General features: G+C 55.3%; 26 protein-coding genes. 12 read left to right on the forward strand and 14 right to left on the reverse strand.

Translation table 11 applies throughout. The features are described from left to right. Positions 1–225 precede the first annotated feature (225 nt). Positions 226–1,464, forward strand: coding sequence for a proteasome-activating nucleotidase (locus VMC84_RS05860; protein WP_325379045.1), 1,239 nt, complete (start codon positions 226–228; stop codon positions 1,462–1,464). A gap of 245 nt (positions 1,465–1,709) precedes the next feature. Here VMC84_RS05860 and VMC84_RS05865 read toward each other — a convergent pair whose 3' ends face one another. Then, positions 1,710–2,075: a DUF356 domain-containing protein gene (locus tag VMC84_RS05865; RefSeq protein WP_325379046.1), complete on the reverse strand. Its 366-nt coding sequence runs from the start codon at positions 2,073–2,075 to the stop codon at positions 1,710–1,712. Between the two features lie 102 nt (positions 2,076–2,177). Here VMC84_RS05865 and VMC84_RS05870 point away from each other — a divergent pair, with 102 nt between their 5' ends. Genes VMC84_RS05870 through VMC84_RS05880 form a run of 3 tightly spaced genes read left to right on the forward strand, consistent with a single transcriptional unit; the run spans position 2,178 to position 4,627 of the window. Then, on the forward strand, positions 2,178–2,771 hold the full coding sequence (locus VMC84_RS05870) for an L-threonylcarbamoyladenylate synthase (RefSeq protein WP_325379047.1): 594 nt from the start codon (positions 2,178–2,180) through the stop codon (positions 2,769–2,771). A 2-nt stretch (positions 2,772–2,773) separates the two neighbouring features. Then, positions 2,774–3,664, forward strand: coding sequence for a type II methionyl aminopeptidase (gene map, locus VMC84_RS05875; protein WP_325379048.1), 891 nt, complete (start codon positions 2,774–2,776; stop codon positions 3,662–3,664). Between the two features lie 9 nt (positions 3,665–3,673). Next, positions 3,674–4,627, forward strand: a complete 954-nt coding sequence (locus tag VMC84_RS05880; protein WP_325379049.1) for a DNA polymerase subunit beta — start codon at positions 3,674–3,676, stop codon at positions 4,625–4,627. 14 nt (positions 4,628–4,641) lie between these two features. On the opposite strand, the gene VMC84_RS05885 is transcribed toward VMC84_RS05880, so the two are convergent. Further along, positions 4,642–5,505, reverse strand: a complete 864-nt coding sequence (locus tag VMC84_RS05885) for a M48 family metalloprotease (RefSeq protein ID WP_325379050.1) — start codon at positions 5,503–5,505, stop codon at positions 4,642–4,644. A gap of 227 nt (positions 5,506–5,732) precedes the next feature. Between VMC84_RS05885 and VMC84_RS05890 the strand changes: the two genes are divergently transcribed. Then, on the forward strand, positions 5,733–6,725 hold the full coding sequence (locus VMC84_RS05890) for a S1C family serine protease (RefSeq protein WP_325379051.1): 993 nt from the start codon (positions 5,733–5,735) through the stop codon (positions 6,723–6,725). Positions 6,726–6,749: 24 nt separating this feature from the next. Here the strand turns inward: VMC84_RS05890 and VMC84_RS05895 are convergent, their stop codons facing one another. Then, positions 6,750–7,832, reverse strand: coding sequence for a CorA family divalent cation transporter (locus VMC84_RS05895; RefSeq protein WP_325379052.1), 1,083 nt, complete (start codon positions 7,830–7,832; stop codon positions 6,750–6,752). Positions 7,833–8,314: 482 nt separating this feature from the next. Here VMC84_RS05895 and VMC84_RS05900 point away from each other — a divergent pair, with 482 nt between their 5' ends. Genes VMC84_RS05900 through VMC84_RS05910 form a run of 3 tightly spaced genes read left to right on the forward strand, consistent with a single transcriptional unit; the run spans position 8,315 to position 11,432 of the window. Next, a complete protein-coding gene (locus tag VMC84_RS05900) occupies positions 8,315–9,181 on the forward strand; it encodes a sulfide/dihydroorotate dehydrogenase-like FAD/NAD-binding protein (protein WP_325379053.1) in 867 nt (288 codons plus the stop codon). Then, positions 9,154–10,557 (forward strand): NADPH-dependent glutamate synthase, encoded by a 1,404-nt coding sequence (gltA, locus tag VMC84_RS05905; protein ID WP_325379054.1) that lies wholly within the window; start codon positions 9,154–9,156, stop codon positions 10,555–10,557. The genes VMC84_RS05900 and gltA overlap by 28 nt, the downstream gene beginning before the upstream one ends. Continuing rightward, positions 10,557–11,432: a hypothetical protein gene (locus VMC84_RS05910; protein WP_325379055.1), complete on the forward strand. Its 876-nt coding sequence runs from the start codon at positions 10,557–10,559 to the stop codon at positions 11,430–11,432. Before gltA ends, VMC84_RS05910 begins: the two co-directional genes overlap by 1 nt. On the opposite strand, the gene VMC84_RS05915 is transcribed toward VMC84_RS05910, so the two are convergent. Then, positions 11,429–11,947, reverse strand: a complete 519-nt coding sequence (locus VMC84_RS05915; RefSeq protein ID WP_325379056.1) for a hypothetical protein — start codon at positions 11,945–11,947, stop codon at positions 11,429–11,431. The two genes, VMC84_RS05910 and VMC84_RS05915, sit on opposite strands and share 4 nt — an antisense overlap. Before the next feature lie 10 nt (positions 11,948–11,957). Continuing rightward, the gene (locus VMC84_RS05920; RefSeq protein ID WP_325379057.1) at positions 11,958–13,154 is read right to left on the reverse strand and encodes a WD40 repeat domain-containing protein; all 1,197 of its coding nucleotides are present in this window, start codon (positions 13,152–13,154) and stop codon (positions 11,958–11,960) included. 144 nt (positions 13,155–13,298) lie between these two features. Between VMC84_RS05920 and VMC84_RS05925 the strand changes: the two genes are divergently transcribed. Continuing rightward, positions 13,299–13,493 (forward strand): hypothetical protein, encoded by a 195-nt coding sequence (locus tag VMC84_RS05925; RefSeq protein ID WP_325379058.1) that lies wholly within the window; start codon positions 13,299–13,301, stop codon positions 13,491–13,493. Here the strand turns inward: VMC84_RS05925 and VMC84_RS05930 are convergent. Further along, positions 13,487–13,954 carry a hypothetical protein gene (locus VMC84_RS05930; RefSeq protein WP_325379059.1) on the reverse strand — a complete coding sequence of 156 codons (468 nt, stop codon included), beginning with the start codon at positions 13,952–13,954 and terminating at the stop codon, positions 13,487–13,489. The two genes, VMC84_RS05925 and VMC84_RS05930, sit on opposite strands and share 7 nt — an antisense overlap. A 152-nt stretch (positions 13,955–14,106) precedes the next feature. Here VMC84_RS05930 and VMC84_RS05935 point away from each other — a divergent pair, with 152 nt between their 5' ends. Then, the gene (locus VMC84_RS05935) at positions 14,107–15,096 is read left to right on the forward strand and encodes a threonine synthase (RefSeq protein WP_325379060.1); all 990 of its coding nucleotides are present in this window, start codon (positions 14,107–14,109) and stop codon (positions 15,094–15,096) included. A gap of 4 nt (positions 15,097–15,100) precedes the next feature. Here the strand turns inward: VMC84_RS05935 and VMC84_RS05940 are convergent, their stop codons facing one another. The 4 genes from VMC84_RS05940 to VMC84_RS05955 are packed head-to-tail and all read right to left on the reverse strand — an operon-like array spanning position 15,101 to position 16,420. Beyond that, entirely contained in the window at positions 15,101–15,487 is a 387-nt protein-coding gene (locus VMC84_RS05940) for a Rieske (2Fe-2S) protein (RefSeq protein WP_325379061.1), read from the reverse strand. Further along, positions 15,484–15,828, reverse strand: a complete 345-nt coding sequence (locus tag VMC84_RS05945; protein WP_325379062.1) for a ferredoxin-thioredoxin reductase catalytic domain-containing protein — start codon at positions 15,826–15,828, stop codon at positions 15,484–15,486. The genes VMC84_RS05940 and VMC84_RS05945 overlap by 4 nt, the downstream gene beginning before the upstream one ends. After that, positions 15,825–16,082: a glutaredoxin family protein gene (locus VMC84_RS05950; protein ID WP_325379063.1), complete on the reverse strand. Its 258-nt coding sequence runs from the start codon at positions 16,080–16,082 to the stop codon at positions 15,825–15,827. The genes VMC84_RS05945 and VMC84_RS05950 overlap by 4 nt, the downstream gene beginning before the upstream one ends. After that, entirely contained in the window at positions 16,082–16,420 is a 339-nt protein-coding gene (locus VMC84_RS05955) for a Rieske (2Fe-2S) protein (RefSeq protein ID WP_325379064.1), read from the reverse strand. Before VMC84_RS05955 ends, VMC84_RS05950 begins: the two co-directional genes overlap by 1 nt. Before the next feature lie 136 nt (positions 16,421–16,556). On the opposite strand from VMC84_RS05955, the gene VMC84_RS05960 reads away from it, so the two are divergent. After that, entirely contained in the window at positions 16,557–17,081 is a 525-nt protein-coding gene (locus VMC84_RS05960; RefSeq protein WP_325379070.1) for a class I SAM-dependent methyltransferase, read from the forward strand. Between the two features lies 1 nt (position 17,082). Here the strand turns inward: VMC84_RS05960 and VMC84_RS05965 are convergent, their stop codons facing one another. The 4 genes from VMC84_RS05965 to VMC84_RS05980 all read right to left on the reverse strand — a co-directional run bounded on the left by VMC84_RS05965 (position 17,083) and on the right by VMC84_RS05980 (position 22,031). After that, positions 17,083–17,625, reverse strand: a complete 543-nt coding sequence (locus VMC84_RS05965) for a GNAT family N-acetyltransferase (protein ID WP_325379065.1) — start codon at positions 17,623–17,625, stop codon at positions 17,083–17,085. 288 nt (positions 17,626–17,913) lie between these two features. After that, positions 17,914–19,740, reverse strand: coding sequence for a glutamine--fructose-6-phosphate transaminase (isomerizing) (gene glmS, locus VMC84_RS05970; RefSeq protein ID WP_325379066.1), 1,827 nt, complete (start codon positions 19,738–19,740; stop codon positions 17,914–17,916). Between the two features lie 545 nt (positions 19,741–20,285). Further along, complete coding sequence (locus VMC84_RS05975; protein WP_325379067.1) at positions 20,286–21,674, reverse strand: dihydrolipoyl dehydrogenase; 1,389 nt, start codon at positions 21,672–21,674, stop codon at positions 20,286–20,288. Positions 21,675–21,782: 108 nt separating this feature from the next. Beyond that, positions 21,783–22,031: a hypothetical protein gene (locus VMC84_RS05980; protein WP_325379068.1), complete on the reverse strand. Its 249-nt coding sequence runs from the start codon at positions 22,029–22,031 to the stop codon at positions 21,783–21,785. 504 nt (positions 22,032–22,535) lie between these two features. Between VMC84_RS05980 and VMC84_RS05985 the strand changes: the two genes are divergently transcribed. Next, positions 22,536–23,960: a YncE family protein gene (locus VMC84_RS05985; protein ID WP_325379069.1), complete on the forward strand. Its 1,425-nt coding sequence runs from the start codon at positions 22,536–22,538 to the stop codon at positions 23,958–23,960. Positions 23,961–24,558 lie beyond the last annotated feature (598 nt).

Genomic DNA, 24,558 nt, shown 5'->3' on the forward strand with positions numbered 1-24,558 from the left:
GGCCCACGCCGTTCTACTTCCTTACCGAAGCCTTTACAGCGGTCGCAAACGTTCATCTCCGCTCTATCGATGATTATATGGTGCGATTTCCCGGAAATCTCTGCTCCGCATATTTCACATTGCATATGTATCCATGTATTACAGGCATGTTTGACGGATAAATTTTCCGATAATCCGGTAAGATAAGCATATATACCAGAAAAAATAACTTTCTAATTGATTCATATGGCTGACGGATCGGGCATAGATATTCAGGAAGACGTGCCAGTAAGCGATTTTTCCAAGTACCTCCTGGACAGGGTACGACAGCTCGAGGAGCGGAACGTCCGATTAAAGGAGGAATACCGGAAAATAGAGCTGGAGAAGAAATCCGTCGAGAACAAGAAGGTCCAGTACGAGCGGGAGAACCGAAAGCTCACTGCCGAGCTCGACCGGCTTAAGACCCCGCCGCTGCTGGTCGGGACTGTTATAGACGTGATGGCGAACAATAAGCTGGTCATCAAATCGTCCAGCGGGCCGAAATTCGTCGTCAACTCTTCTCAATTCATTAACTCGAAGGATATTTACCCGGGAGCGAAGGTGGCGCTAAACCAGCAGTCGCTCGCGGTCATCGAGGTGCTCCCGCCAGTGAAGGACCCGATGGTCCTGGGCATGGAGGTCCTCGAGGCGCCGGACATCGACTACCAGAATATCGGAGGCCTGGAAGACCAGATCAACGAGATCCGGGAGACGGTGGAGCTGCCACTGCTGAAGCCGGAGCTGTTCGAGAAGGTCGGCATCTCGCCGCCCAAGGGCGTGCTACTCTATGGCCCGCCTGGAACGGGGAAGACGCTGCTCGCGAAGGCCGTGGCCCACAGCACAAAGGCCTCGTTTATCCGTATCATCGGCTCCGAGCTCGTGCAAAAGTACATCGGCGAGGGAGCCCGCATGGTGCGCGAGCTTTTCGAGCTGGCCAAGGAAAAGTCGCCATCGATCATTTTCATAGACGAGATCGACTCAATAGGCGCGAAGCGCCTCGACAGCATTACCTCGGGCGACCGTGAAGTACAGCGTACCCTGGTGCAGCTGCTGGCCGAGATGGACGGCTTCGACCCGAGAGGCAACGTGCGCATTCTGGCGGCCACGAACCGTCCGGACATCCTGGACCCCGCGCTCCTGAGGCCGGGCCGGTTCGACCGCATCATCAAGGTGCCGATGCCCAACGCCGATGCGAGGACTGAGATCCTCAAGATCCACGCCCGGAAGATGAACCTCGCGGGCGACGTGAACCTAAAGAAGATCGGCCAGATGACCGACGACACCAGCGGCGCCGACCTGTCGGCGATCGTCATGGAAGCCGGCATGTACGCTATCCGGGCCAGCCGTGACGTCGTGACGAACGAGGACTTCACGCAGGCCATGCAAAAGGTGCTCGGCGAGCGCAACAAGAACCTGACTGAGATGAACATGACGGTGTTCGCCTGAATGGGCGGCACCTCAATTCTATTTTTAAAAACTGCTCTGTTGAACAATAGATGCTATCCGTCCTTGTGACCCGTTTTAAGCCTGCGAAGCCGGTTAAGTAAGTCCGCTCTTCGCTGACTTGTATGCTCTTCGCGGACTTAAACCTCTTATAAGGATTAGAGAGTAACGTAAATAAGGGCATTCGACACAGAAATATAAGCCAAAAGCTTACGCTATGGCCATAAAAAGTTACAATAATGGCCGTTTTAGACTTTTCGCTGAATGACCGGAGTGACGTAATCCTTTAGCTCGGGCAGCTTCTTAATGCAATCGTTAATGCGAGGGTAAATTTCGTGCCTGGAGCTTACGATGATCACGTGCGCCGGGGGATGTATCCTGCCTAAAACGTCGATGGCGACACCGGCATCGTCGCTTAATGCCACGAGCGCCGCCGACTTACACTGCTTTTTCAGCGGCACCTTCATGACATCGACCAGTATCTTATCCGCGGCGTTCGGAGTCAGCTCCCTGGGACTCACTGCGAACGTCAACCCCCCATGCCTCTGCAGGTCTGAGATCGCTGTGTTTAGTTTTACCGGGTCATCGGCCCGAATTACAGCAAAAGATTCCATTTTTACCCCTTACTCGTAAGAGTAAGACATTGTTTGGCAATCTTTGGTAATAAACGTATCTATTGTGTAACATTTTTTATGTTTGCCCGCCGATACCATATCATGCTTGTCGGGAATGATATCGGCCATGCAGCCGGTATTGTAAAGAACGGGGGAGTAATTGCTTATCCCACGGAGACCGTCTACGGTGTCGGTGCCCTGGCGACGGACGTGGGCGCCCTGGAGAAGGTCTACCGCATTAAGAGCCGGCCGTTGAGCCAGCCGCTTTCCATCGCCGTATCGAGCATGGAGATGCTCAGGAGCGTGGCAAAGGTGGAGTGCGAGGATTTTATCCTTAAGTTTTTACCAGGCCCCGTCACGGTAATTCTTAAAAAGAATAGGGCTTTACCCGACATCCTGACAGCCCGCTCGAAGTACGTGGGCATACGGTGGCCGGACAATAAGATGGCGCTGGACCTCATAGGCCAGACGGGGCCGATCGTGTCTACCAGTGCCAACCTGCACGGGGAAAAGGACCCGGTCCGGGCCGAAGAGGTAACGATACCCGTGGATTACGTGCTCGACGGCGGGCCCTGTAAATATGGCGCCCCGTCGACGGTCGTGGACCTGCACGAGTTTACCATCGTGCGAAAGGGCATCATGTACGAGGATGTGCGGCGCTATATGTACGGGTGCGGGTGCGCCACTGAGGATTAATAATGCATATTTTCTTAGATATCGAGGCCCTGCGAAGCTATGAAGAGGCTGGCGATATCGTAAAAAATGTGAGGCGATCGATCACGCCGTCTATTAAAGAAGGCGCAATGCTGCTCGACATCGCCACGCTCGTTGAAGAGGAGATAACCGGGTCTGGAGGCCGGCCTGCTTTCCCCTGCACGATTGCCATTAACGAGACAGCGTCCCATTATACGCCTTCGAGGGATGATGAGCGCTCTTTAAGAAGGGGGGATCTAGTCAAGGTTGACTTTGGGGCCTGCGTCCACGGGTACGTTGCCGATGCCGCGTTTACCGTCGAGATAGGGACGCGTGAGCAGGAAGCGCTGATCATCGCAGCGAAGGAGGCGCTTTTTGCGGGAATCGCCCGTATAAGGCCGGGAGTACCTGTCAGCCGGGTGGGCGGGGCCATTCATGATGAAGCGGCTTCTCGGGGCTTTCACGTCCTGAAGGACTTGCTTGGCCACAGCCTCGGCTGGAACTGCCTGCATGGAGGCCTGACCATCCCCCCGTATGACGATGGCTCGGACTTAAAAATAAGAGAGGGCGACGTGCTCGCCATCGAGCCGTTCCTCACGAAAGGCAGCGGTATAATATCCAGAATCGGCGGAGGAAATATATATCAGCTATTTAGAAATGGCGAGATATATGCCCATGGGCCAGAGGAAAAGGAGTTGCTAGGATTTATACATGAGCACTATGGCACCTTCCCGTTCGCAGAACGCTGGCTGCCAAAGCCCGGAGGCCTGCCGGGCCTGCTGAGTTCCGCCTGCGTCAAGGCTTTCCCCATGATGGTAGAAGCCGACGGCGCGCCCGTTGCCCAGGCAGAGGCCACGGTCATCGTCGAGCACGATGGGTACATGATCATCACTTGAGGCTTTAGAATGATGGTAAGGTTGAGGGATTTTGTCGAGACGAAGGAGCACTGGATCTTCTCCGTGGTAGATTATTATTGCGGGGGTGGCGCCCGCTGCCTGTTGCGCTACGTTCCCGGCCCGGACGGAGAGCGCGTCCGTGATGGGATCCGCTATAAAAAAATGGGCTTCGACGAGGCCTACGCGTTCATCAGGGAGAACCGGCCCGAATACATCGACGGCGTCATGGTCGTGCCCTTCGGCGACGTCATGAAGCATTACCAGCCCCATGACGGCCTCGTCCGAATTCTCGACACGGACCGCAGGGCGAAAAAGATGGTCGAAGCATTAAAGGGAGTGGAGTTCGAGTCGATGGGAATCACGGGCTCGAAGCTCGTCGGCCTTGGGGCCGAGACGTCGGACGTCGACTTTGTCGTTTATGGTACAGAATGGTATAAGGCCCGGGACGCCCTTCAGCGGGCCACTGCCGCGCGAAAGATCGACGCGATAGACGAGGCGGGCTGGGAAAAGATATACAAGAAGAGGAAGCCCGAGCTTAGCTTCGAGGAGTTCTATTTACACGAGCGGCGAAAAGGCAATCGCTGCCTTCTGGACGGCGCCCTGACGGACCTGCTGTTCGTCCGGTCCTGGGACCAGATTGGGCCGCGGGTGCCCATCGGGCATAGCCTGGGGATAAAAACAATTACGGCCAGAGTTACCGATGCTGAGTTCGCCTTCGACAGCCCGGCCATCTATCAGGTTAAGCACCCGGAAATCAAGGCAGTTTTATCGTTTACGCATACCTATGCCGGGCAGGCGCTGGCCGGAGAGACCATCGAGGCCTGCGGGCGGATGGAGGAGTACCCGGACGGCAGGGTGCTTGTCATCGGCACGTCGAGAGAGCCGAAGGGCGAGTGGATCAAGTCTTTGACTCTACTAGAAAAAGCCGAAAAAAATAAGAATGCGGGCCTTAAGCGGCCTTAAGCCCTCGTACCTTTTTAATAGCCGTACAGCTCGGCCTTGATCTTTTCAAGCTCGGCGATACGCTTCTCGATGGGCGGGTGAGTGGAGAACAGCTCCATCACGGCACTGGTGGTCGGAGATATGCACAGCGCCCTCGCGGACTCCAGGCCCATGGCGTCCTCCCTGCGGTATTCGCCGCCCGAGATCTTCCGTAAGGCGCTAATGAGAGCGTCAGGATTCTTCGTTGTCAGCGCGGAGCCCCGGTCTGCGCCGTACTCCCTGTATCTGGAGACGGTGTTGACAATGATCAGGCCGATAGTATTCGAGAAGATGCTCGAGATTATCCACCCTAGCATGCTAGAGCCATAGTTATTATCATTTCTGGAGAAAAGCATCGAAAAGACGAAGTATATTACATAGCTCACCACCGACACGACGAAGCTGGCGAAGGTGACGACGAACATGTCCCTGTTCTTGATATGGGTGAGCTCGTGAGCCAGGACGCTCTCCATCTCCTTCTCGCTAAGGCGGTTGAGGATGCCGGTCGTAACGGCCACAACGGCGTGGCTCTTGTTGCGCCCCGTGGCGAAGGCGTTAGGCATTTCGTTCTGGACGATGGCGACCCTCGGCTTGGGAATGCCCATCTCGGCGGCCAGGTTCTCGACTATACGGTGAAGCCTGGGGGCCTCGTTCTCATCGACGATACGGGCGCCCGTCGACCAGAGCACCAGCTTATCCGAAAAGAAATATTGTATGAACAGGAATCCGCCCGATAATAACGCGATAAAGGCCGGGTCGACCCCCATCCAGTCTAATAAGCCGATCGCGATAATGAAGAGTATGAACAGAGAGCCGTATACGACGGCCTTACGAAGGGCCATACCCCAATCAAATGCCATGTTAGTATCATCTCGCTTTTAAATGATATACACTAGCGATATATACTTTATCATTTGTGGTGAAGCACTAATATCAAATCAGCAAGTATTTATATTGTCAACATTAACCCATTGTAATGTGCCCGCTATGGCATGGCGTTCCATGGCAGGTGCCAGCATAATAAGCAAGGTAGAACATGGAAACGATAGACACGATAATTCAACCCATATCTCATACAGATAGCAAAGTGGCTGGAGCGGCGCCGTTCAGGGCGCAGGAGAAAGACGACGAGCTTCTGGACGCCTACTCCCGGGCGGTCGTCAGCGTCGTGGATAAGGTCAGCCCGGCCGTCGTGAACGTCTACGTTAGCAAGAAGATACAGCGCCCGATGATGTACGGCCCTGATGAAGTCCAGGGCGGAGGCTCGGGCTTCATCTTTACTCCGGACGGCTTCATCCTGACGAACAGCCACGTCATCCACGATGCCACGAAGATCGAGGTTACGCTATACGACGGCCGGCACTTCCCGGCGCGCGTCATCGGAGACGACCCGGATACGGACCTGGCCGTCATCAAGGTAGACGCCCACGACCTGGCTTTTGCGGAGCTGGGCGACTCGGAGGCGCTTCGCGTAGGACAGCTAGTCATCGCGATCGGCAACCCGTTCGGCTTTAACTGTACTGTGACGTCGGGCGTCGTGAGCGCGCTGGGGAGGTCCCTCAGGACCGGCTCCGGAAGGCTCATCGACGACGTCATCCAGACCGACGCGGCCCTGAATCCCGGCAACTCCGGCGGACCGCTCGTGAATTCGAGGGGAGAGATCATCGGCGTCAATAGCGCCGTCGTCCTGCCAGCCCAGGGCATCTGTTTCGCTATTCCGTCGAGCATCGCCAGGTTCGTCGCCGCCGCCCTCATGCACGACGGAAAGATCCGCCGCAGCTGGATCGGCATATCCGGCCAGAACGTGGCCCTGCGGCCGGAGATCGTGAAGGGCAAGCACCTGCCCGTGGAGCAGGGCGTGCTGGTGGTCAGCCTCGAACGCCGCAGTCCCGCGGAAAGGGCCGGCCTCGTACCGGGCGACGTCATCGTCGGCATGGACGAGCATCCCGTGAAGTCGATCGACGACCTGCATAAGCTCCTGACCGAGGAGTTCATCAACAAGAAGGCAAAGCTGACGGTCCTGCGCCGGCTCGATAAGCTCTCGATGGATATCGTGCCAGTGGAAAAGCTGGGTCAATAAATTAAAAAGAACATAAAAGGACGATTAGAGATAATCGTCCCCCTTTCTCCTCCAAACGCTGATGACCCAGATAAGCGATATGGCGGTGGAGAGTATCGTAGCTATGATGAGCATCGGCATGAACCACCAGGGCTGGGCACTCCAATTATTGAAGACGTTCGTTCCGGCGATCGTCGCCAGGGTGTTGGGAACCAATGCTGCCGTGCCGAGCACCGTCAGGTAAGCCGTGACGAGCGCAAAACGGTTGTTCAGGGACTGCAGCTTGTTGTTGTAAATGCTCTGCATGACCTCGAGGCCTGACGCCAGCACGTTCGACATCTGCTCCGAGAGCTCGATGTGCCGGTCGATATTCGTAGACAGGATGCCTATCCGGGCCAGGAGCCTCTCGTCGTCCGTGACCAGGTCCGCGTCGCCGTACTGTAGCGAATCGATAACGTCCTTGATGGCCCACAGGACGTTTAGGTACCCTATCAGCACGTGCTTCATGCCGTAGATGTTCTGCGCGAGCACCTTTTTACTCACATCCTCGTCGGTGAGCTGCTTGCTGATCTCGTCGCCGTGCTTCTCTATCTCACGCAGATACTCGAAATTCCGGTCATTGTTCTCGTCGATGATCCTTTCGAGGATGAGCGTAATCTTGTCGGGGAGCGACTCCGCCTTGAGCTTTTTCAGGAACGTCTGCGAGTAGCGGGAGAATTTAACCAGGGCTGTGACATTCTCGCTGTGCACGGTCAGGAGGAAGTTACCCCGTATGAGGATAACGAGGCGCTGGACGGCTATTTCGAAACCATCCACTTTTACGATGGGCAGGATGATGCCCAATTCCGTATCAGAGTCCTCGTAGGCGGAATAGTCGTATCCCGACAGCATCTTCTGGATAGGCGTCTGAGTGAAGCCCATTGTCAGCGCGATCTTATCCAGGTCCCTCTCCACTTCCTTCGTCGTATAATCGATCCAGACAACGCTTGCGTCCTTCGTAAAAGCCAGGTATTCCTCGAGCGTCTTATCCGCCAGTTTATCCACATGCCCGTCCATGTGCAGAGCTACCGCAAAATTCGCGGGCGGCTTACTGATGATCTGGGGTTGCTGTGCTGCCGTGACATCCAAAAAGGACCCCTCCGAACAGTAGTTGTGGCTACTTGAACCCTAATATACTTATTCGTGCCCGTAAAAAGGATAAAAAAAGTGCCGGTGGTAGCCTAGCGCCTTCCATATTTCCGGTATATGAAGAACAGGCCCGCGGCGACCAGGATCAGGACCGCTGCGCCGATATACGGTATATAGGACTCGGTCTGGATGGTGATGTTAAAGGCCTGGGAATCGCCCGCCTTGATACTATTGGTCCGGTTCGGGGAGACCTGAATGAGCCACCCCTGCGGTGCCTACACGTCTGAATAGGCGTTAGTGAGGGCCGCTCCCCGCCCGGAGTTCGATACGTAGACGACTATACAATAATCAAAGGAACTGGTGGAAAACTGCTTATTCTTTAACGCAGATATAAAAATCCACAAAATTCCAAAACTATTTCAAGGGACAATTTAATATGCAAGAACAAAATTTTACACTCTATTAGCAGGAAGGATACGCCGTTGCACAGGATCGTCAGGAAAAAAGAGCTTGCTTCTGGTACTACATTATTCGAGGTGGAGGCGCCGGACGTGGCCCGTAGGGCAAAGCCGGGACAGTTCGTCGTCATCCGGATCGACGAGGCAGGCGAGCGCATTCCGCTCACCATCGCCGATTTTGACCGAGAGACGGGCACCGTCACGCTGGTAGCGCTGTCCGTAGGCAAGACCACCATCATGCTTTCTAAGCTGAATGAAGGCGACCTGATACTGGACCTGGCCGGCCCGCTGGGGAACCCGGGGGAGATCATCGAGAATGGCACCGTCGTATGCATCGGCGGCGGCCTGGGTATCGCGCCAATTTACCCCATCGCCCGGGAGTTGAAGGCTAAGGGCAACAAAGTGATCTCGATCATCGGCGCGAGGAACGCCTCACTCTTATTCTGGGAAGACCGCATGAAGGAGGTCAGCGACGAGCTGCACATCGTCACGGATGACGGCTCCCGCGGTCGGAAGGGCTTCGCGGTCCACCCGCTCATGGACCTTATTAATGCCGGTGTGAAGCTCGACCGCGTCATCATCATCGGCTCTGCCATCATGATGAAGGTCACGGCCGAGGCGACCAGGGCCCATGGAATTAAAACTATTGTTAGCTTGAACCCCATCATGGTAGACGGAACGGGCATGTGCGGCTCGTGCCGGGTCACTGTAGGGGGTAAAGTAAAGTTCGCCTGCGTGGACGGGCCCGAGTTCGACGGCCACCAGGTCGACTTCGACGAGCTGATGGCCCGGCTAAGGATGTATACGGGTCAGGAAAAACTGGCACTTGAAAGATATACTCACGAGATCGAGGGGGTGCCCCAATGCCTAAGCTCCCGCCAACAAACATAGACCGCCGCCGGCGCACGCCCATGCAGGAGCAGGCGCCTGCCGCCAGGGCGAAAAACTTCGCCGAGGTCGCCCTTGGATATACGGGAGAGGAGGCCATGAAAGAGGCGAAGCGCTGTCTCCAGTGCGACGCCCCGATGTGTAAAGAGGGCTGCCCCGTGGGCATCGACATCCCGAAGTTCGTCCGCGAGACCGCGGAGGGCAGGTTCGAGGAGGCCGCGAGGACGCTGAAGGAGTCGAACAATCTACCGGCCATATGCGGGCGAGTCTGCCCCCAGGAGTCCCAGTGCGAGAAGAAATGTATCCTGGGTATGAAGTGGAGCCCGCTCGCCATCGGGCGGCTTGAGCGCTTCATCGCCGATAATGAGAAGGCTGCCGCTAAGGCCGACATCAAGCCCAACGGCCGGAAAGTGGCTGTCATCGGCTCGGGCCCGGCGGGGCTGACGGCCGCCGCGGACCTCGCCCGCATGGGCTACGGCGTTACGATCTTTGAGGCGCTGCATAAGCCCGGCGGCGTGCTCACATACGGCATCCCGGAATTCCGTCTGCCTAAGGAGATCGTGAAAAAAGAGGTCGATTATGTCCGAAGCCTGGGCGTCGAGATACGCCTGAACAGTATCATCGGCAAGACTATCACCATCGACGAGATCTTTGCCCGGGGGTATGAGGCCGTGTTCGTCGGAAGCGGCGCAGGCCTCCCGACGTTCATGCACATTCCCGGCGAGAACCTGAACGGCGTCTATTCAGCCAATGAATTTTTAACGCGGGTCAACCTCATGAAGGCGTTCCTGTTCCCGGAGTACGACACGCCGATCCAGCGCGGCCGGAGCGTGGCCGTTGTGGGCGGGGGTAACGTCGCAATGGACGCCGCCCGCACGGCAAAGCGCATGGGCGCCGAGCACGTCTATTTAATATATCGCCGGGGCGAGGATGAGATGCCCGCCCGGCGCGAGGAATTAGAACACGCCAGGGAAGAGGGCATCGAATTTAAGCTTTTAATGAACCCGACAAAGGTCATGGGCGACAACCAGCGGAACGTCAGGGCGATCGAGCTGATATGCATGGAGCTGGGCGAGCCGGACGCGAGCGGCCGCCGCTCTCCGGTGTGCAGGGAAGGCTCGGAAACGACGCTGGACGTGGACACGGTCATCATCGCCATCGGCACGTCGCCCAACCCTCTCATCGTAAAGACCACGCCCGGTCTGAAGACCGGCAAGCACGGCGTCATCGAAGTAGAGCCCTATACCTTTAAGACGTCCCGGGAGGGCGTGTTCGCCGGCGGTGACATCGTGTCGGGAGCGGCTACGGTCATCAGCGCCATGGGACAGGCTAAGGAAGCCGCAAAGGCTATTGACGAATACCTCAAAAACAAGGTATAATGACCGTCGAAGACGTCCTAAAAAGAAGATTTTCGAATGTTCTCCTGCAGGAGACACCCTACGTGCTGGAGGAGGCCCGCTTCGGCATGTTCGACATTGCGGCGTATGTGCCGGAGGACTCGGTCATCGAGGGCCTGGGCGAGAGCCATAAGCTCAGCGCGGTCCGGTCCTGCAACCGCTACCAGCTCGACGGCACCTGCTCCGAGCGAAAGCGGACTTTTTTAAGGAACTTTGAGCCTGTCTATGACGATCAATGTTTACTGCAGGGCTTCCACGATAAGGAAAAGGACATCCTGCTCTCCGAAAAAGACTTCAACATGCTCATCGGCAGCAAGGACGTCGTCCGCCGCATCATCGCCTGCCAGGCGGAGGATAACGGCAAGTGCTGCGAATATCTGGAAGAGCGGATGAATTGGGAATCGGGATTCCTGGCCGGGTACGGCCTCAAGCAGGGCCTGCACCTGTTCGAGTTCAAGAGCGACCACGACAACGTCAACCGGTTTTTAGAGCAGCTGCCGCACTATGCCATGTTCGCCGACTATATATGGCTTGTTTTAGGCAGCGAGCAGAAAGTGCCAAAATGGCTTCCTTCGTATGTGGGCGTCTACCAGGAAGACGGCGAGGGGTTCACGAAGCTAAAGGAAAGCGAGTACGTGGCCCGCACGCCACCCCTGAGTAACGCCGTCCTCCGGGAAAGCGGCCTCGGGGACGTGGACGACCGCATGCTCTATGACTTCATGAGGACGTGGTTCATCAACTCTGTTTTTTACCGCAGCAATGGCATGGTCATCCGGATGCAGGAGTTCGAAAAGCTATTTCGGCCGCGGCACGAGATCAATAAAAAAAGCGGGCGCCAGAAGACATTCGATGATTAAAAACGGCGGACTATACTGGCCTGCCATGGGGCTTCGGGCCAGCCACGCCGCCCTCGCATTTTATTGACATCGTCCAGGTAAGCGATGATCTCATCGGCAGGATACCCCCTGGACCGGAGCACGCACCCGATGATAGTGCCCGTGCGGCCGGTGCCGCCGACGCAGTGGACGACGACGCCTTCGCATTTATTCAGGCGCTCGTTTATGAGAACGACGGCCTCGCGGACGAGCTTCTCATTCACCGCCGGGTATAGCGGATCATTGCCGTGGTGCAGGTCTTCCATCTCGACCATGCGGAGCATGCGCAGAGGAGCAGGATCATAATCCACGTGCTCGCTACAGAGGCATACCACATTACGGAATCCGATGCCATACAGGCTCCCCCAGGGCGTATGCAGGCCCGGGTAAGACATGCCCGCGAGGGGCGCGGGAAGCTTTAAAACAGGATAAAAAATCCGGGGCACCTCGAGGCCTCCTATAAGAAGATCCCGAGGCAACTCCAGCTGCCCGGCCATGGGAATACCTTCACCGCGAGCCGTTACGGCGCTGCATTATCTCGCAATAGTTACAAAGCTCGCGGCCCGGCAGGATCGGAGCGCCGCACTTGCGGCAGGTGTTCGCGCCCCCATTCGGGGCCCCGGGGTAGACCGCCTGGCTGGCGTCCGGCCGGTAGCGACGGTCCTCGTCGGCTTTTATTAATTTCGAGACCTTGACCTGTTCCCTTACCACGTATTCAAGGTACTTGGGCAGAGCGAACATGTAGACCGTGTCGAGCGCGCCCACGGCGAGGTAGTCGCCTTCCGCGCTGCTGCCGGAGCATTCTGCGGGGCCGTCGAAGTGGTAGTTCAGCAGGACCGCGCCTTTTTTATTGAGAATGTAGACGGCCTTCTGGGCGGACGTGGCGAATACGAGGCTGCCGTCGGCCGAGATCTTCACGCTGGTGATGGGTCCGGGCACCGACTGCCGCCAGAGCATGTGCCCGTTCTTTTCAGTATAATAGATGAAGCCGTTGGAAAAGGCGATGGCCACGTAGCGGCCGTCGTCCGTGATCGAAATATCCAGGATCCGCTGCGAATAGGTATTGCTCGACAGCTCTCCGCCCCGGTCGCTGATCTGGTGGAACTCGTTGTTATTGGACTCCAGGGCGTAGCTGATCTCGCCGTCTATGGACGTATAGACGTATACGACCGGCGAGGCCGCCGGGAACTCCCAGCGCAGGCTGCCGTCCCGCGTGAGCATGTACGCCTTATTCGTGTTGGCGCCGGCAATGACGAGACTGCCGCTGCCCGATATCGAGACCGAGTTCACGGGCTTGTGCAATTCCCGCGACCAGAGCACGCTGCCCTGCTCGTTGAAGGCCTTCAGGACGCCGTCCTCGGTGCCCGCCACGACGAGCGAGCCGTCGGGCGCCATGTCCAGCGTGTTGATGCGCCGGCTCATGCGGCTCGCCCATAGCTCGTTGCCGCGCTTATCGAAGAATGAGACGGTGTTGTCCTTCGAGCAGGAAGCCACGAAGCTCCCGTCGTCGGACACCTTCACGTACTGCACGTCGTCCCCCGTGGTGCTTGCCCACAGGAGCTTGCCGCTAAAGCTCATGAGATATACGTCATGGTCGCCGGAGCCCGCCGCGACGAACGATCCGTCCGGCGTCATATGGATGGCGGTTACCTTACCGTTGATACCTCGTTTCCACTCCGGGCTGAGTATTGATTCTGGCTGCATCCATGGTCCCCTAAACCTTTATGTGAATAATTATAGGAAAGTGCAGTATTATAAGACTAGTGGTTCCATACGGAGTATTTTTATGCCTCTTTTTTCACGACAAATTGTTATGTGAATGACCTTTCTTAAGTGTATGGGGGATGCATGTTGAAGCTTAAGCTGGCGTTAGCGGTCGTTCTTATCATGGCCATGCTCATCGTCTCGGGCTGCTGTTGCTGTGTCGTGCCCTGCCGGCACAGCTACAGTATTCCGCATTACGTGGAGGTCGGCGGAGACTGCACGGGGGTTACCCGCGGCAATAGCGATGCACTCGATGACGCCCCTATAAAAGATCAGTAACAGTCGGTGCTGATGCAGGCGATAGGGCCGCTGACCTGGCCGTTGATCAGGTCGTGGAAGTTCTCGTACGCCGAGACGACCTTGCCCCGCGAGACGACCATTTCTACGGAATGGTTTACCGGTATGTGATGCAGGCCGCCCGTTCCCTGGTCCACCTTATATGCCAGCGATACGAAACTGAGCTTGATATTATAGACGTCATTCCCGCTGCTTTGCACGTCCGTAACGATGGTGTCGGGCTTGATGCGGTCGCCGAAGCACTTCTGCATATAGGCCCAGCCGACCGCCGACTGCACCGCGCCGTCGGCCGTATTCAGGCTTTCGGCGCTGGCGGTCTGGATGGGCAGGCCGACGGTATCGTATGCGAACGAGCCCAGGCTAAAAATGCTGATGATGATCACGAGACAGGCGAACCGGTCGGGGAATTTTGAGATGAATATGGATAAGAACTTCTTGAACACTTTTTCACATCCTTGCGGGGCAACCCGTTATTCGTAAGACAGGCGTTATATTCCTCCGAAACGCTATATATTTCCTCATAGTTCCCGACCACTTACGCGGCTGGCGTTCGTCTATAACAAATTTTAAGCCCTATGCCGTAGCAAGATGGAGTATGCATTTTTCCTGCGAGCGATGCGGAAAGTCGTACCCGCTGAAGGGCCTTGCCTATAAATGCGACTGCGGCGGCCTCTTTACGCTGAGAAAGATCGGGAAGGAGAAGGTTGACTTACCCGTATCGCTGGGAGAGGCGACCACGCCCCTGCTGAAGAAGGAGATCTACGGCGCCCGCGTCTATTTCAAGATGGACCATATGATGCCCACGGGCTCCTTCAAGGACCGGGGCTCCGTCGTGCTCGCCAACATGCTAAAAGAGCTGGGCATCGAAGAGGTCGTAGAGGACTCTTCCGGCAATGCGGGCGCGTCCATCGCCGCATATTGCTCTGCGGCGGGCATTAAGAGCCACATATATGTGCCCGAAGGGACCCCGCAGGCGAAGCTTAAGCAGATCGCCGCCTACGGCGCGGACATCGTAAAGGTGCCCGGGCCGAGGGAGAATGCATCAAAGGCCGCGCAGGAAGCGGCGAAAAAAACGTACTACGCGTCTCACGTATATAATCCGCTGTTTTTCGAGGGCACGAAGTCCATGGCCTACGAGATCTACGTTCAGATAGGCTTCCCGGATATCATATTCGTGCCCGCGGGCAACGGCAGCCTGCTCCTGGGCGCCTATATCGGCTTTAAGGAGCTAGGTTTTCTCCCCCGGCTAATCGCCGTGCAGAGCGAGAACTGCTGCCCGCTGTACAGCAAATTCTACGACCTGCCGGCAGCGGAGCCGAAGCCGACAATTGCGGAGGGCATCGCCATCGCGGAGCCGCCTCGCCTGGACGAGATGGCCGCCGCCGTTAGGGAAAGCGGCGGGAGCGTCATGACGATCTCGGACGACGAGATACGGGCTGCCGGCGAGATGCTCGGGCACATGGGCATCTACGTCGAAGACACCTCTGCCGTGGTCGTGGCCGCCGCCAGGCGGCACTTCAAGAGCGGCATCAACAACATGCGGAAGGTCGTGCTCCCGCTGACGGGATCGGGGCTGAAGCAGTAGCCCGCTACAGGTCGACTTTGATCTTGTCCCCGTCGACAATGGCCCTGTAAGTCTTCACATCGCAGATCGAGACGTGTTTTATTAATTCTTCGATCCAGCCGCCGACGTTATCGACGACCGCGCCCTTTTGCGGTATGGGCGGCAGGTAGTGCGGCACCATCGGGCTCAAGGCCTTTCCGGTCCGCACGTCGAACGACACGCTGTGCATCCCGCAGGTCAGGATGTAGCCATCCAGCGTGCCCATGTTCAGGGGGGCGTTCATATGGCCGCACCGGCGGTCGACGACATAGTATTCGCCGTTCACGTTACAGAGGCAAAACTCCTTATCCCCCGCCTTCACGTACATCATGCCTCCAGGGAGTAGGTCGCCTTTTTTCGCGATCTCGATCACTTTTCCGCCTCCAGCTCAGACAACGGTATCTGTTTTAAATTGTTCGGATCGATGACGTCTTTATGGACATAGAGGCCGCACCAGCAGCGCTTCATGGCGTCGAAATGTTTCCTGTGAAAGGGTATACATGGACAAACGATCTTCATGTCCTCCTGGCGATTGTGGAGAATGGCCTGGCAGGGACAGTACGGGATCCCCCACTTATCCTCGAGCTTGACCTCCTGCTCGAGCAGAAAGTCCTCCATATCCTTGTCCGGGGTGAACTTATAGCCCAGCTTATCCACGATGGGCGCGAAGAAATGCCTCAAAGCGTTTTTCCTCGCCTCAAGATCGGCAGTCATTGGCCCGACTCCTTCAGTATCTGCTCGTACTGTTCGGGGTTATAGCCCTGGACGACCTTATCACCGATGACCACATACGGGAAAGAGATGTGACTGGTATGCTTCCGCATATCGGCGACGATGCGGTCCTGCTCGGCATTATCGGCTAAGTCGTAGTCGATAAAGTCGAAGGATATGTTCCGGTCCCTGAAGAACTGCTTTGTCTTACGGCACCAGGGGCACGTGCTGAGCGTATACATGGATACTTTGGGCATTAATCCGGGCCTCCAACGTTGATAAAGATACTGCCATCATCGATCCGGGACTCATAGACGGGCAGCCGGATCTCAGGGGCATTAAAGAACTGGCCCGTCCGGATATCGTAGAGCCAGTCGTGGCACGGGCACTTGAGCATGAAGCCGAAGAGCGTGCCTCCCGACAGCGCACAGGCCATGTGGGCACACTTGTTGGAGATAGCGTAGATCCGCCCCTCCTTTTTAATGAGGAGCACCGGCAGGCCTTTCGGGTATGCGACGCCCATGCCGTTCTCCTTGAGCTTTTTTTCTTCCATGGCGAAGACCCATTGGGGGCCATGCTGTTGAGAAATGACCATAATCTTTATTTTATCTTTTATATTTATGTAGTTGTCGTGCACCGTAACCTATAATCTGTCTCATGCGCTTCTATCTGGCGAAAGTATGACGTTCCATGAGCCGTCTCAGGCAGAAGTTGCCCTGACCAGATTTTTTATGACGTTCATCCAGGGGCCCTTTTATAAAAAATATGTGGCAGATATGGAATTGAAAGGCGACGAGAGCGTGCTCGAGTTCGGCCCGGGCTCGGGAAAGATGTCCAGATATCTTGCGGAGTCTTTGCCGGACGGGCGTCTGACCATCGTTGACCTGTCGAAAGCGTGGCTCGGCCTGATACGAAAAAAGTTGATGAAATACCCGAACGTGGACCTTAAGCAGGGAAAGATCATGGACCTGCCCATCGCCGATGGCTCCTATGATGTGGTGGTCGCCAGCTTCGTGATCCACGACGTCGACGAGGACGAGAGGCAGAGGGTCGTCGATACACTGGCCGGGAAGCTGAAGAGTGGCGGGAGGATGTTCGTCCGGGACCCGGAAGTGAGTGGCCGTAACGGGCACGGCATCACGGGCGCAGACCTGCGCAGCGTCATGCGAAATAGCGGCCTGAACGAGCTGTCCTTTAAAAGGTTAAAGCCATTCTACATGGGCCCGATGAACGAGGGCGTATACATCAAAGAATAGGCTATTTTTTCGCGAGAAGCCACTTTTCTCTCGGTATGGCATACCGGATCGTGCCGTTCTCGAACCCTTTGCCCCGGTACTCGAAGCCGCACTTCTCCAGGAGCCTAATGGAGCCTTTGTTACCGGCGTGGGTCTCGGCGACGATGAGCTGGACGCCAGGCTTCGAGAAGGCCCAGTTCACTAACGCGTTGACGGCCTCGGTGCCATACCCCTGATGCTGGTAGCGGTCCAGCACCGAATAGCCGATCATGAGCTGGCCATTGAAGGGCGCGCCGGTGAAGCCGCCCGAACCGATGAGCGTGCGCGTATCGTCCTCGACGAGTATCCAGTACCAGTTGAGCCAGCCCGTGAGGCCGGGATGCCTCTCGAGCCGTATCAGGAACTCTTCGACCGCGTCCTTCCAGATCTCGGGCGGCCAACCCTCGATGACCTTCGCCTCGAGGGCCGCGGCGAGGGCTTCGCTGCCTTCCATCTCGGCCTTGAGAATTTCGGGCGTGCCCGGAATGAGCTCCATGTGAGCGGTACGTATTCTTTGCTCCGACATAGCTTCTGTAGTATATGGTTTTTTAACATTAAATGCGTTTTTATCATGCACTAAAATGCTGTTTTAATATGCCGTTTAAGTGCTCGGAGTGTATGAAGGCACTATTTTTCACCATAGAGGCGCTTTTAAAAAATAGTGCCCTTCGTCCAATATAAAACTTAAAATACAGGAGCAATACAACACAACAATACAAAAAGTGGGCAGTCGAGACTGCCCTATCATTGAAATCGCTATAAAAATGTGAAACTCTTCAAGGATCACCTCCGTCTTATTTTTTATGTGAATTGATCATTCTACGGTAACCGATTTCGCAAGGTTACGGGGCTTATCGATGGGACAGCCGCGGTACAGGGCGGTATAGTAGGAGAGAAGCTGCAATACGACCGACGACAGAATGGGCGAGGTGAACTCACAGGCATCGGGCACCTTAATGACGAGCTTTGTGAGCTGGTCGATGCTATTATCGCTCTCGCTGGCGATGGCGACCACCATGGCGTCCCGGGCCATGATCTCCTTGATATTGCTGATGGTCTTATCGTAAGTCGGCGAGCGGGTCGCGATGGCGACGACGGGCACCTGCGTCGTGATCAGCGCGATGGGCCCATGCTTGAGCTCGCCGGCCGCGAACCCTTCCGAGAACACATAGGCGATCTCCTTGATCTTGAGCGAGCCCTCCAGGGCCACCGGGTAGTTCATGTTGCGCCCGATAAAGAAGAACGAGCCGGAGCTCGCGAAGAGCCGGGACATCTCGTTTATGTACGACTCCTGCTCCAGCACCTGCTGGACCTTCTGGGGGACACTCTTTAGCGAGACGATCATCTGCTTCAAATCCTGAGGGGATAAGCTGTCACGCTGCTTGCTCAGATAGAGGGCCAGCATATAGAGGACCATGACCTGGGAGGTGAAGGTCTTCGTCGCCGCGACGCCGATCTCCGGCCCCGCATGCATGTAGATCGTGCTCGATGCCTCGCGGGTGATGGTGCTGCCAAACACATTTGTGATCGCGATGACGTGGATGCCCTTCTGGACGGCGTCCTTCACGGCGGCAATGGTGTCGGCGGTCTCGCCGGACTGCGATATTGCGATGATGAGCGTGTCCTGGGTGAGGAGGCGGGACGCGTACCGGAACTCGGAGCCGATCTCGACGCTCACCGGCAGGTCGGTTAACCGCTCGATGGCATATTTACCGAGCAGGCCGGCATGGTAGGACGTGCCGCATGCCACGACGATGACCCGCCGGAACCTGGCGATCTGATCCGTGGTGAGGTTAAGCTCGGAGAGGTCAATGGTGCCCTTCAGCGCGTCTATGCGCGCGATCATAGCATCATTCAGGGATTTCGGCTGCTCGTGGATCTCCTTGAGCATATAGTGGGCGTACCCGCAGACGCCCGATTCCTCCGTGTTCCACTCGAGCGTCTGTATCGGGCGCACGACACGGATGCCGTTGAAGTCGCAGACGTAGACTCCGGCTTTGGTGATGACGGCGGCGTCGCCGTCCTTCAGGTAGAGGACCTTTTTCGTATATTTCGCGAAGGCCGTGGCATCGGAGGCGACGAAGTACTGGCCTTCGCCGATGCCCAGGACGAGCGGACTATCCTTCTTTACGGCAAAGAGCTTATCGGGCTCGTCCTCGTTCACGATCAACAGGGCAAAAGAGCCTGCGAGCTGGCGCACGGTCTCCAGTATGGCGGTCAGCGTGTCGCCCTTATAGTACTCCTCGATGAGGTGGGCGATGACTTCGGTGTCCGTCTCCGATACGAACAGGTGGCCGTTTTGGATGAGTCTCTCTTTTAACTCCTGATAATTTTCGATGATGCCGTTGTGCGCTACGGCGATGCGGTGGGTACAGTCCTGGTGCGGGTGGGCGTTCGCGTCGGATGGCTTCCCGTGGGTCGCCCAGCGCGTGTGGCCGATGCCGGCACAGGCATAAATGGACGAGGGCACGATCTCCTTGAGCTTCGATATCATCTCGGTGGTCTTGATGACCTTCATGTCGTCGGGGCAGGCCAGCGCCAGCCCGGCGGAATCATAGCCGCGATATTCGAGCATGCTGAGAGAATCGATGAGCATATCCCGTGTATTGCCGTTACCAACGTATCCTACGATGCCGCACATAATAATCCAACCTTGTCGATAAGTGTATAGCGTACGGCCGGCGGGCAGAGGCTTGAGATAATAACGTTTAATCCACTCGTACTTATATGCCAAACCGTAAGCGTTCTATAGTTCTGTTTCTAATGGGTATATTATTATGCGTATGATTATATTAAATACTATAAATAAGATTGATAATAATTTAATTTAGGTTATTTTTTAGCGGATTAAAGACCAGGAGGTTGCTATGGTATCATGGCCGCATTATGCCTGCGATAGGCTTTTTATGGTGTTTCAATGATATTTCCCGTGTGTCGGGATGCCGGAAGAAAAAGATGTAAATAAGAATATCTATACTGCCAGGAAGCCAAACAAGGAACAGGATATTTACGAGGGTAAGTTGCAAAGATAAAAAAACGAATAAGGAATAATCACTGAACTACTGAAATCCCTAAACACCATCAAATCCCGAACTTCCTAATACTCCGGGCATGGCTTGAACGCCCGATTCAACCGGAGGGACCAGCGGTTAATGGAAAATAGCCTAAGACAGGGGGAGCTTAAATCTATTGGTGCTCGCTGTGGCCGGGCTTCTCTAAATTCGCGAACGCATTCCCGAGCACTTCGCTGATAGCGGGGTGGATTATCTGCCCCCGGACCATGGGCATATAATCCTGCTTATCAGTGTTCATGAGCCAGACGACCTGCTGGATCAGCTCGGGCGCGAACTCCCCGAAGACGGAGCATCCCAGGATCTTTCCGGACTCTTCGACGATGACCTTGACGAAGCTGTCCTGCGCGTCGAGGGCATATCCTTTAGCCGAGCTCATGTATCGGGACCGCCCTATCAATATGTTCTTTCCTGCGGCCAGCGCTTCGGCCTCTTTCATGCCTACGTGGGCGATTTGCGGGTGGGTGAAAACGGCATTGGGCACAGCGTGGAAGTCGGCGGCCGTCTTTACGAGGCTGACCAGATTGGACGATACGACCTCGGCCTCGTAGTTGGCCGTGTGCCGGAACATGTAGCGGCCGATGGCGTCACCGAGGGCGTAGATGCCCGGCTTGTTCGTTTCCAGGTACTTGTCGACGACGATGAAGCCCTTTTTATCCGTGGCGATGTCCGTCTTTTCGGGCTTGAGCAGGTCGGCGTTCGAGCGGCGGCCTCCGGCGAGCATGACCTCCTCTGCCTCGACGCGGACCTCTTTGCCGTCTTTCATGCTTCGGGCGATGACGGCCTTTTTATTCCCGCTCTTCTCGAGGCGAGTGACTTCGTGCCCGACGAGGACTTCCATGTATCGTGCGAGAGCCCCGGTGGCAGCCGCGCTGATCTCCGGGTCCTCGTTATCCAGGACGACCGGGGGCCGGCCGATGAGGGTGACTTTCGTGCCCATGGCGGAGAAGAAGTGGCCATACTCGCAGCCGATGTAGCCCGCGCCGACGATGGCAAGGCTTTCCGGGAGCTTTTTAAGGTCGAGTAAGGTGACGTTATCGATGTAGCCTGTTTCTTTCAAGCCCGGTATTGGAGGGACTGCCGGCCGGCCGCCTGTGGCTATGACTATCTTTGGGGCGGTGATCGTCTCCTCGCCGACTTTTAGCGTGTAATCGCCGACGAACTCGCCTGTGACCGGATAATAAGTAAGGTTTTTTGAAGCTTTTATCTCATCCATCATGCCCTTATGCTCTTCTTCCTGTAGGGCCCGAAAGCGGCCGAGGATTAAGGGGAAGTCGACTTTTATCACTTTTCCTTCGACGCCGATGGACTTCGCGTCCTCGAAGCCGCGTATGATGTCGGCGGGCGTGATGAGGATCTTCGAGGGGACGCAGCCGTTGTTGAGGCAGGTGCCGCCGAGGGGGCCTTTGTCCACGAGGGCGACGTGCTTGCCTTCGTTGAGAAGATTCTTGACGACGATGTAGCCCGCGCCTGAGCCGATGACTATGACGTCGAAGGAGAACATAATAGATTTTTTATTATATACAAATAAATAGATTATTAATGGAGAGATGGTTTGCGCGGGCTCTCCGACAGCCATTTCCATGCAGGCAATACCGGTAGAGTATCAAACTTATCGTCCAGGTCTGCCGTAATGATGACCCCCATCATTTATCTTTAACTGGCTCATGGCCTCTCTTAATCCGCCCAGGGGCAATCTGGTGTTTATGTGTGCCAATAGCTCCCGTTCGACGCCGTCCTGCTCGCTATGGAGGTTATCGTCCTGTAGCCGCGCCACATCCAAAAGCACGTCTACTGGTACATAGATGATATTATGCATTATTAATACATGAAATTCATAGCCTGAATCCTGGTCTGGCATTGAATAGGTTAGTACAAAAATATTTTTGTATCTGTTTCTCGATGCTCGCTGATTTGTTCGGTTTTTTCAACACGAAATCACGAATTATTTTATACCCCACGTAAGGGCACGAACCTCCCTAAGGTACATGCTTTAGCGTTAAAACACGAAACAACCTCTCTAAAGCTCGAACATCCCTAGTAGAATGAAACACGAGGGAAAGCATAACTATTAAAGTCATGCCGTTCTCGTGTTTCAATCCTTTAGCGCTTTAGTGCCATTGGAGAGGTTGTTTCGTGTTTTAAACGCCAGGCATGGGCCTTAGAGATTTTAGTGCCCTTACGTGGGATAAAATAGTCTTTCGTGCTTTCGTGTTGAAAAACCCACGGGCTGTATGTGCATCGCAAAATATGATTAACGGATTGTGACATAAGATATATTCTTCTCGACCACTTATCGTATTGGTGGCGGGTATTCATAATGGCATTACACGACTTCCATAAAGGCTTAATCTTCATGTTTTCTTTGATAATTATCGCATTTACCTTCTGCACCACTGTTTTCGCCGACGATACAACTCCCATAGTCTATACCGCGAACATGTTGGACAACACGGCGAGCATCATTAACATGAACGATAATAGCGTCGTCGCTACGATCTACGGCCTTGACCTGCCCATGGGCATAGCTATCAGCCCAGACTATAACAAAATTTATGTCACGAACAGCGGCAGCGACAGCGTCGCTGTCATCAACGCGACCACCTATCAAATCATAGACACGATACCGGTGGGCAGGATGCCCTACGGCATTGCCGTAACGCCGGACGGCGGCTCGGTGTACGTCGCCAATAACGAGGATAACACGGTCTCCCTCATCAACACGAGCAGCGGCAAGGTGACCGCGACGATCAGCGTGGGCGGAGCGCCATACTGCGTCCGTGCGAACCCCGTCAGCGGCGACATATACGTTACGAATACAAACGACGGCACGATATCGGTCATCAGAGGAAAGGGCGTCATCGCGACGATTCCGGTGGGTAAGTATCCGACGAACGGCCTGGCCGTGACGCCTGACGGCAGCTTACTCTTCGTCGCCAACTCCGATAGCAATAACGTCTCGGCCATTAATATGACCACGAATACGGCCATGTACTCGGTGAATACAGGTACCGGGCCCACGTGCGTCGCCATATCGCCCGACGGTTGGTATGCCTACGTGGGGAATGCCGGCAGCAGGAATATTAGCATCATGCAGATAAGCGATAAGACGATAAGGGTCAGCCTGAGCGCGAAGAACGCTTCGATGATAGCCGTAAGCTCAGACGGCAAAGTCCTGTACGTTGTCACGGCGCCGGATGGCAGGATCACGGTAATGAACAGCGCGACCGGCGAGACTGAGGGCGCCATTAACGTCAGGCCCGCCGACATGGGCGCCATGCTCGTGAACAGCTCGGCTCTTGTCGACACTACGCCGCCCATCACAACGCTGAAGCTGATCGGCATTAACGATTCTAACGGCAACTTCATAAAGGAGGTAACCATCAGCCTGACGGCCCACGATTACCCGAGCGGCACGGAGATCGATAACATCCAGTACAGCCTGGACGGCATGACGTGGATGCCGTATACGGGCAACATCACGCTGAAGAATGCCCGGAATATAGCGGTGTACTATCATGCCATCGATAAGGCTGGAAATGTCGAGATAATCAGAAGCCACTCGATCAATATCGTCGACAGCGCCGCCACGCCGGCTACGCCGGAGCCGAGCGCTCTTCCCAGCCTCACGATACCCCCGAAGCCTACGGCTTTGCCTGAAGATGAGATCTATACGGTCACGCCGGCCGCGGCGAGTAATACGCCGCAGTCGACGGATGGTTTCGAGGTATTGCTGGCCATGGTGGGGCTGGCAGGTGTCGGGTATATGCTTGTATCGAAGGATGATTAACAATAAGCGCCCGCTGAAGGTTTAATTTTTTATGCTGTGTTGAATTACTCCCGTATTTTAAGCTTTTTAAGAGCACGGAGGGCACTATTTTCACCACGAAGGCGCGATGGGCACGGAGGCTCACAAAGTTTTCTTTTTAGATTAAGTTACAAAGGACACAAAGCCGGTTCATTGACATCAGGGCACGAAGGATACAAAGACACAGCGGAATGAGCAAGAGCACTTTTTGCCCCTGCGCCTTCATATCCTGTATCTTAGAAGTTCAAAAAGCGGCTCTGTGCCCTTTGTCTCTTAATTATAAAAAAGACTTTGTGGGCCTCCGTGCTCTTCGTGCCTTTGTGGTGAAAAATAGTGCCTCTGTACACTCTGAGACTTAAAAGGGCATATTCAACAAAGCATAAAAATTGAAAAAGATAATCGGAAACTATCGATAAATTTGGCTATTACGCAAACGATAAAAATAAGACTACTTGCTAAACAATGACCTATCAATATTCAACGCAGCAGATTTTTCAAAGTTGTTTATTGGGATTCGCTCAGAAGCCTGAACCGGCCCAGGCGGGGCTGGGCATAGACATTGAAGCGCTGAGTCCTTTCG

The organism is Methanocella sp. (assembly GCF_035506375.1).
In the GTDB taxonomy this organism is placed as follows: Archaea; Halobacteriota; Methanocellia; order Methanocellales; family Methanocellaceae; genus Methanocella.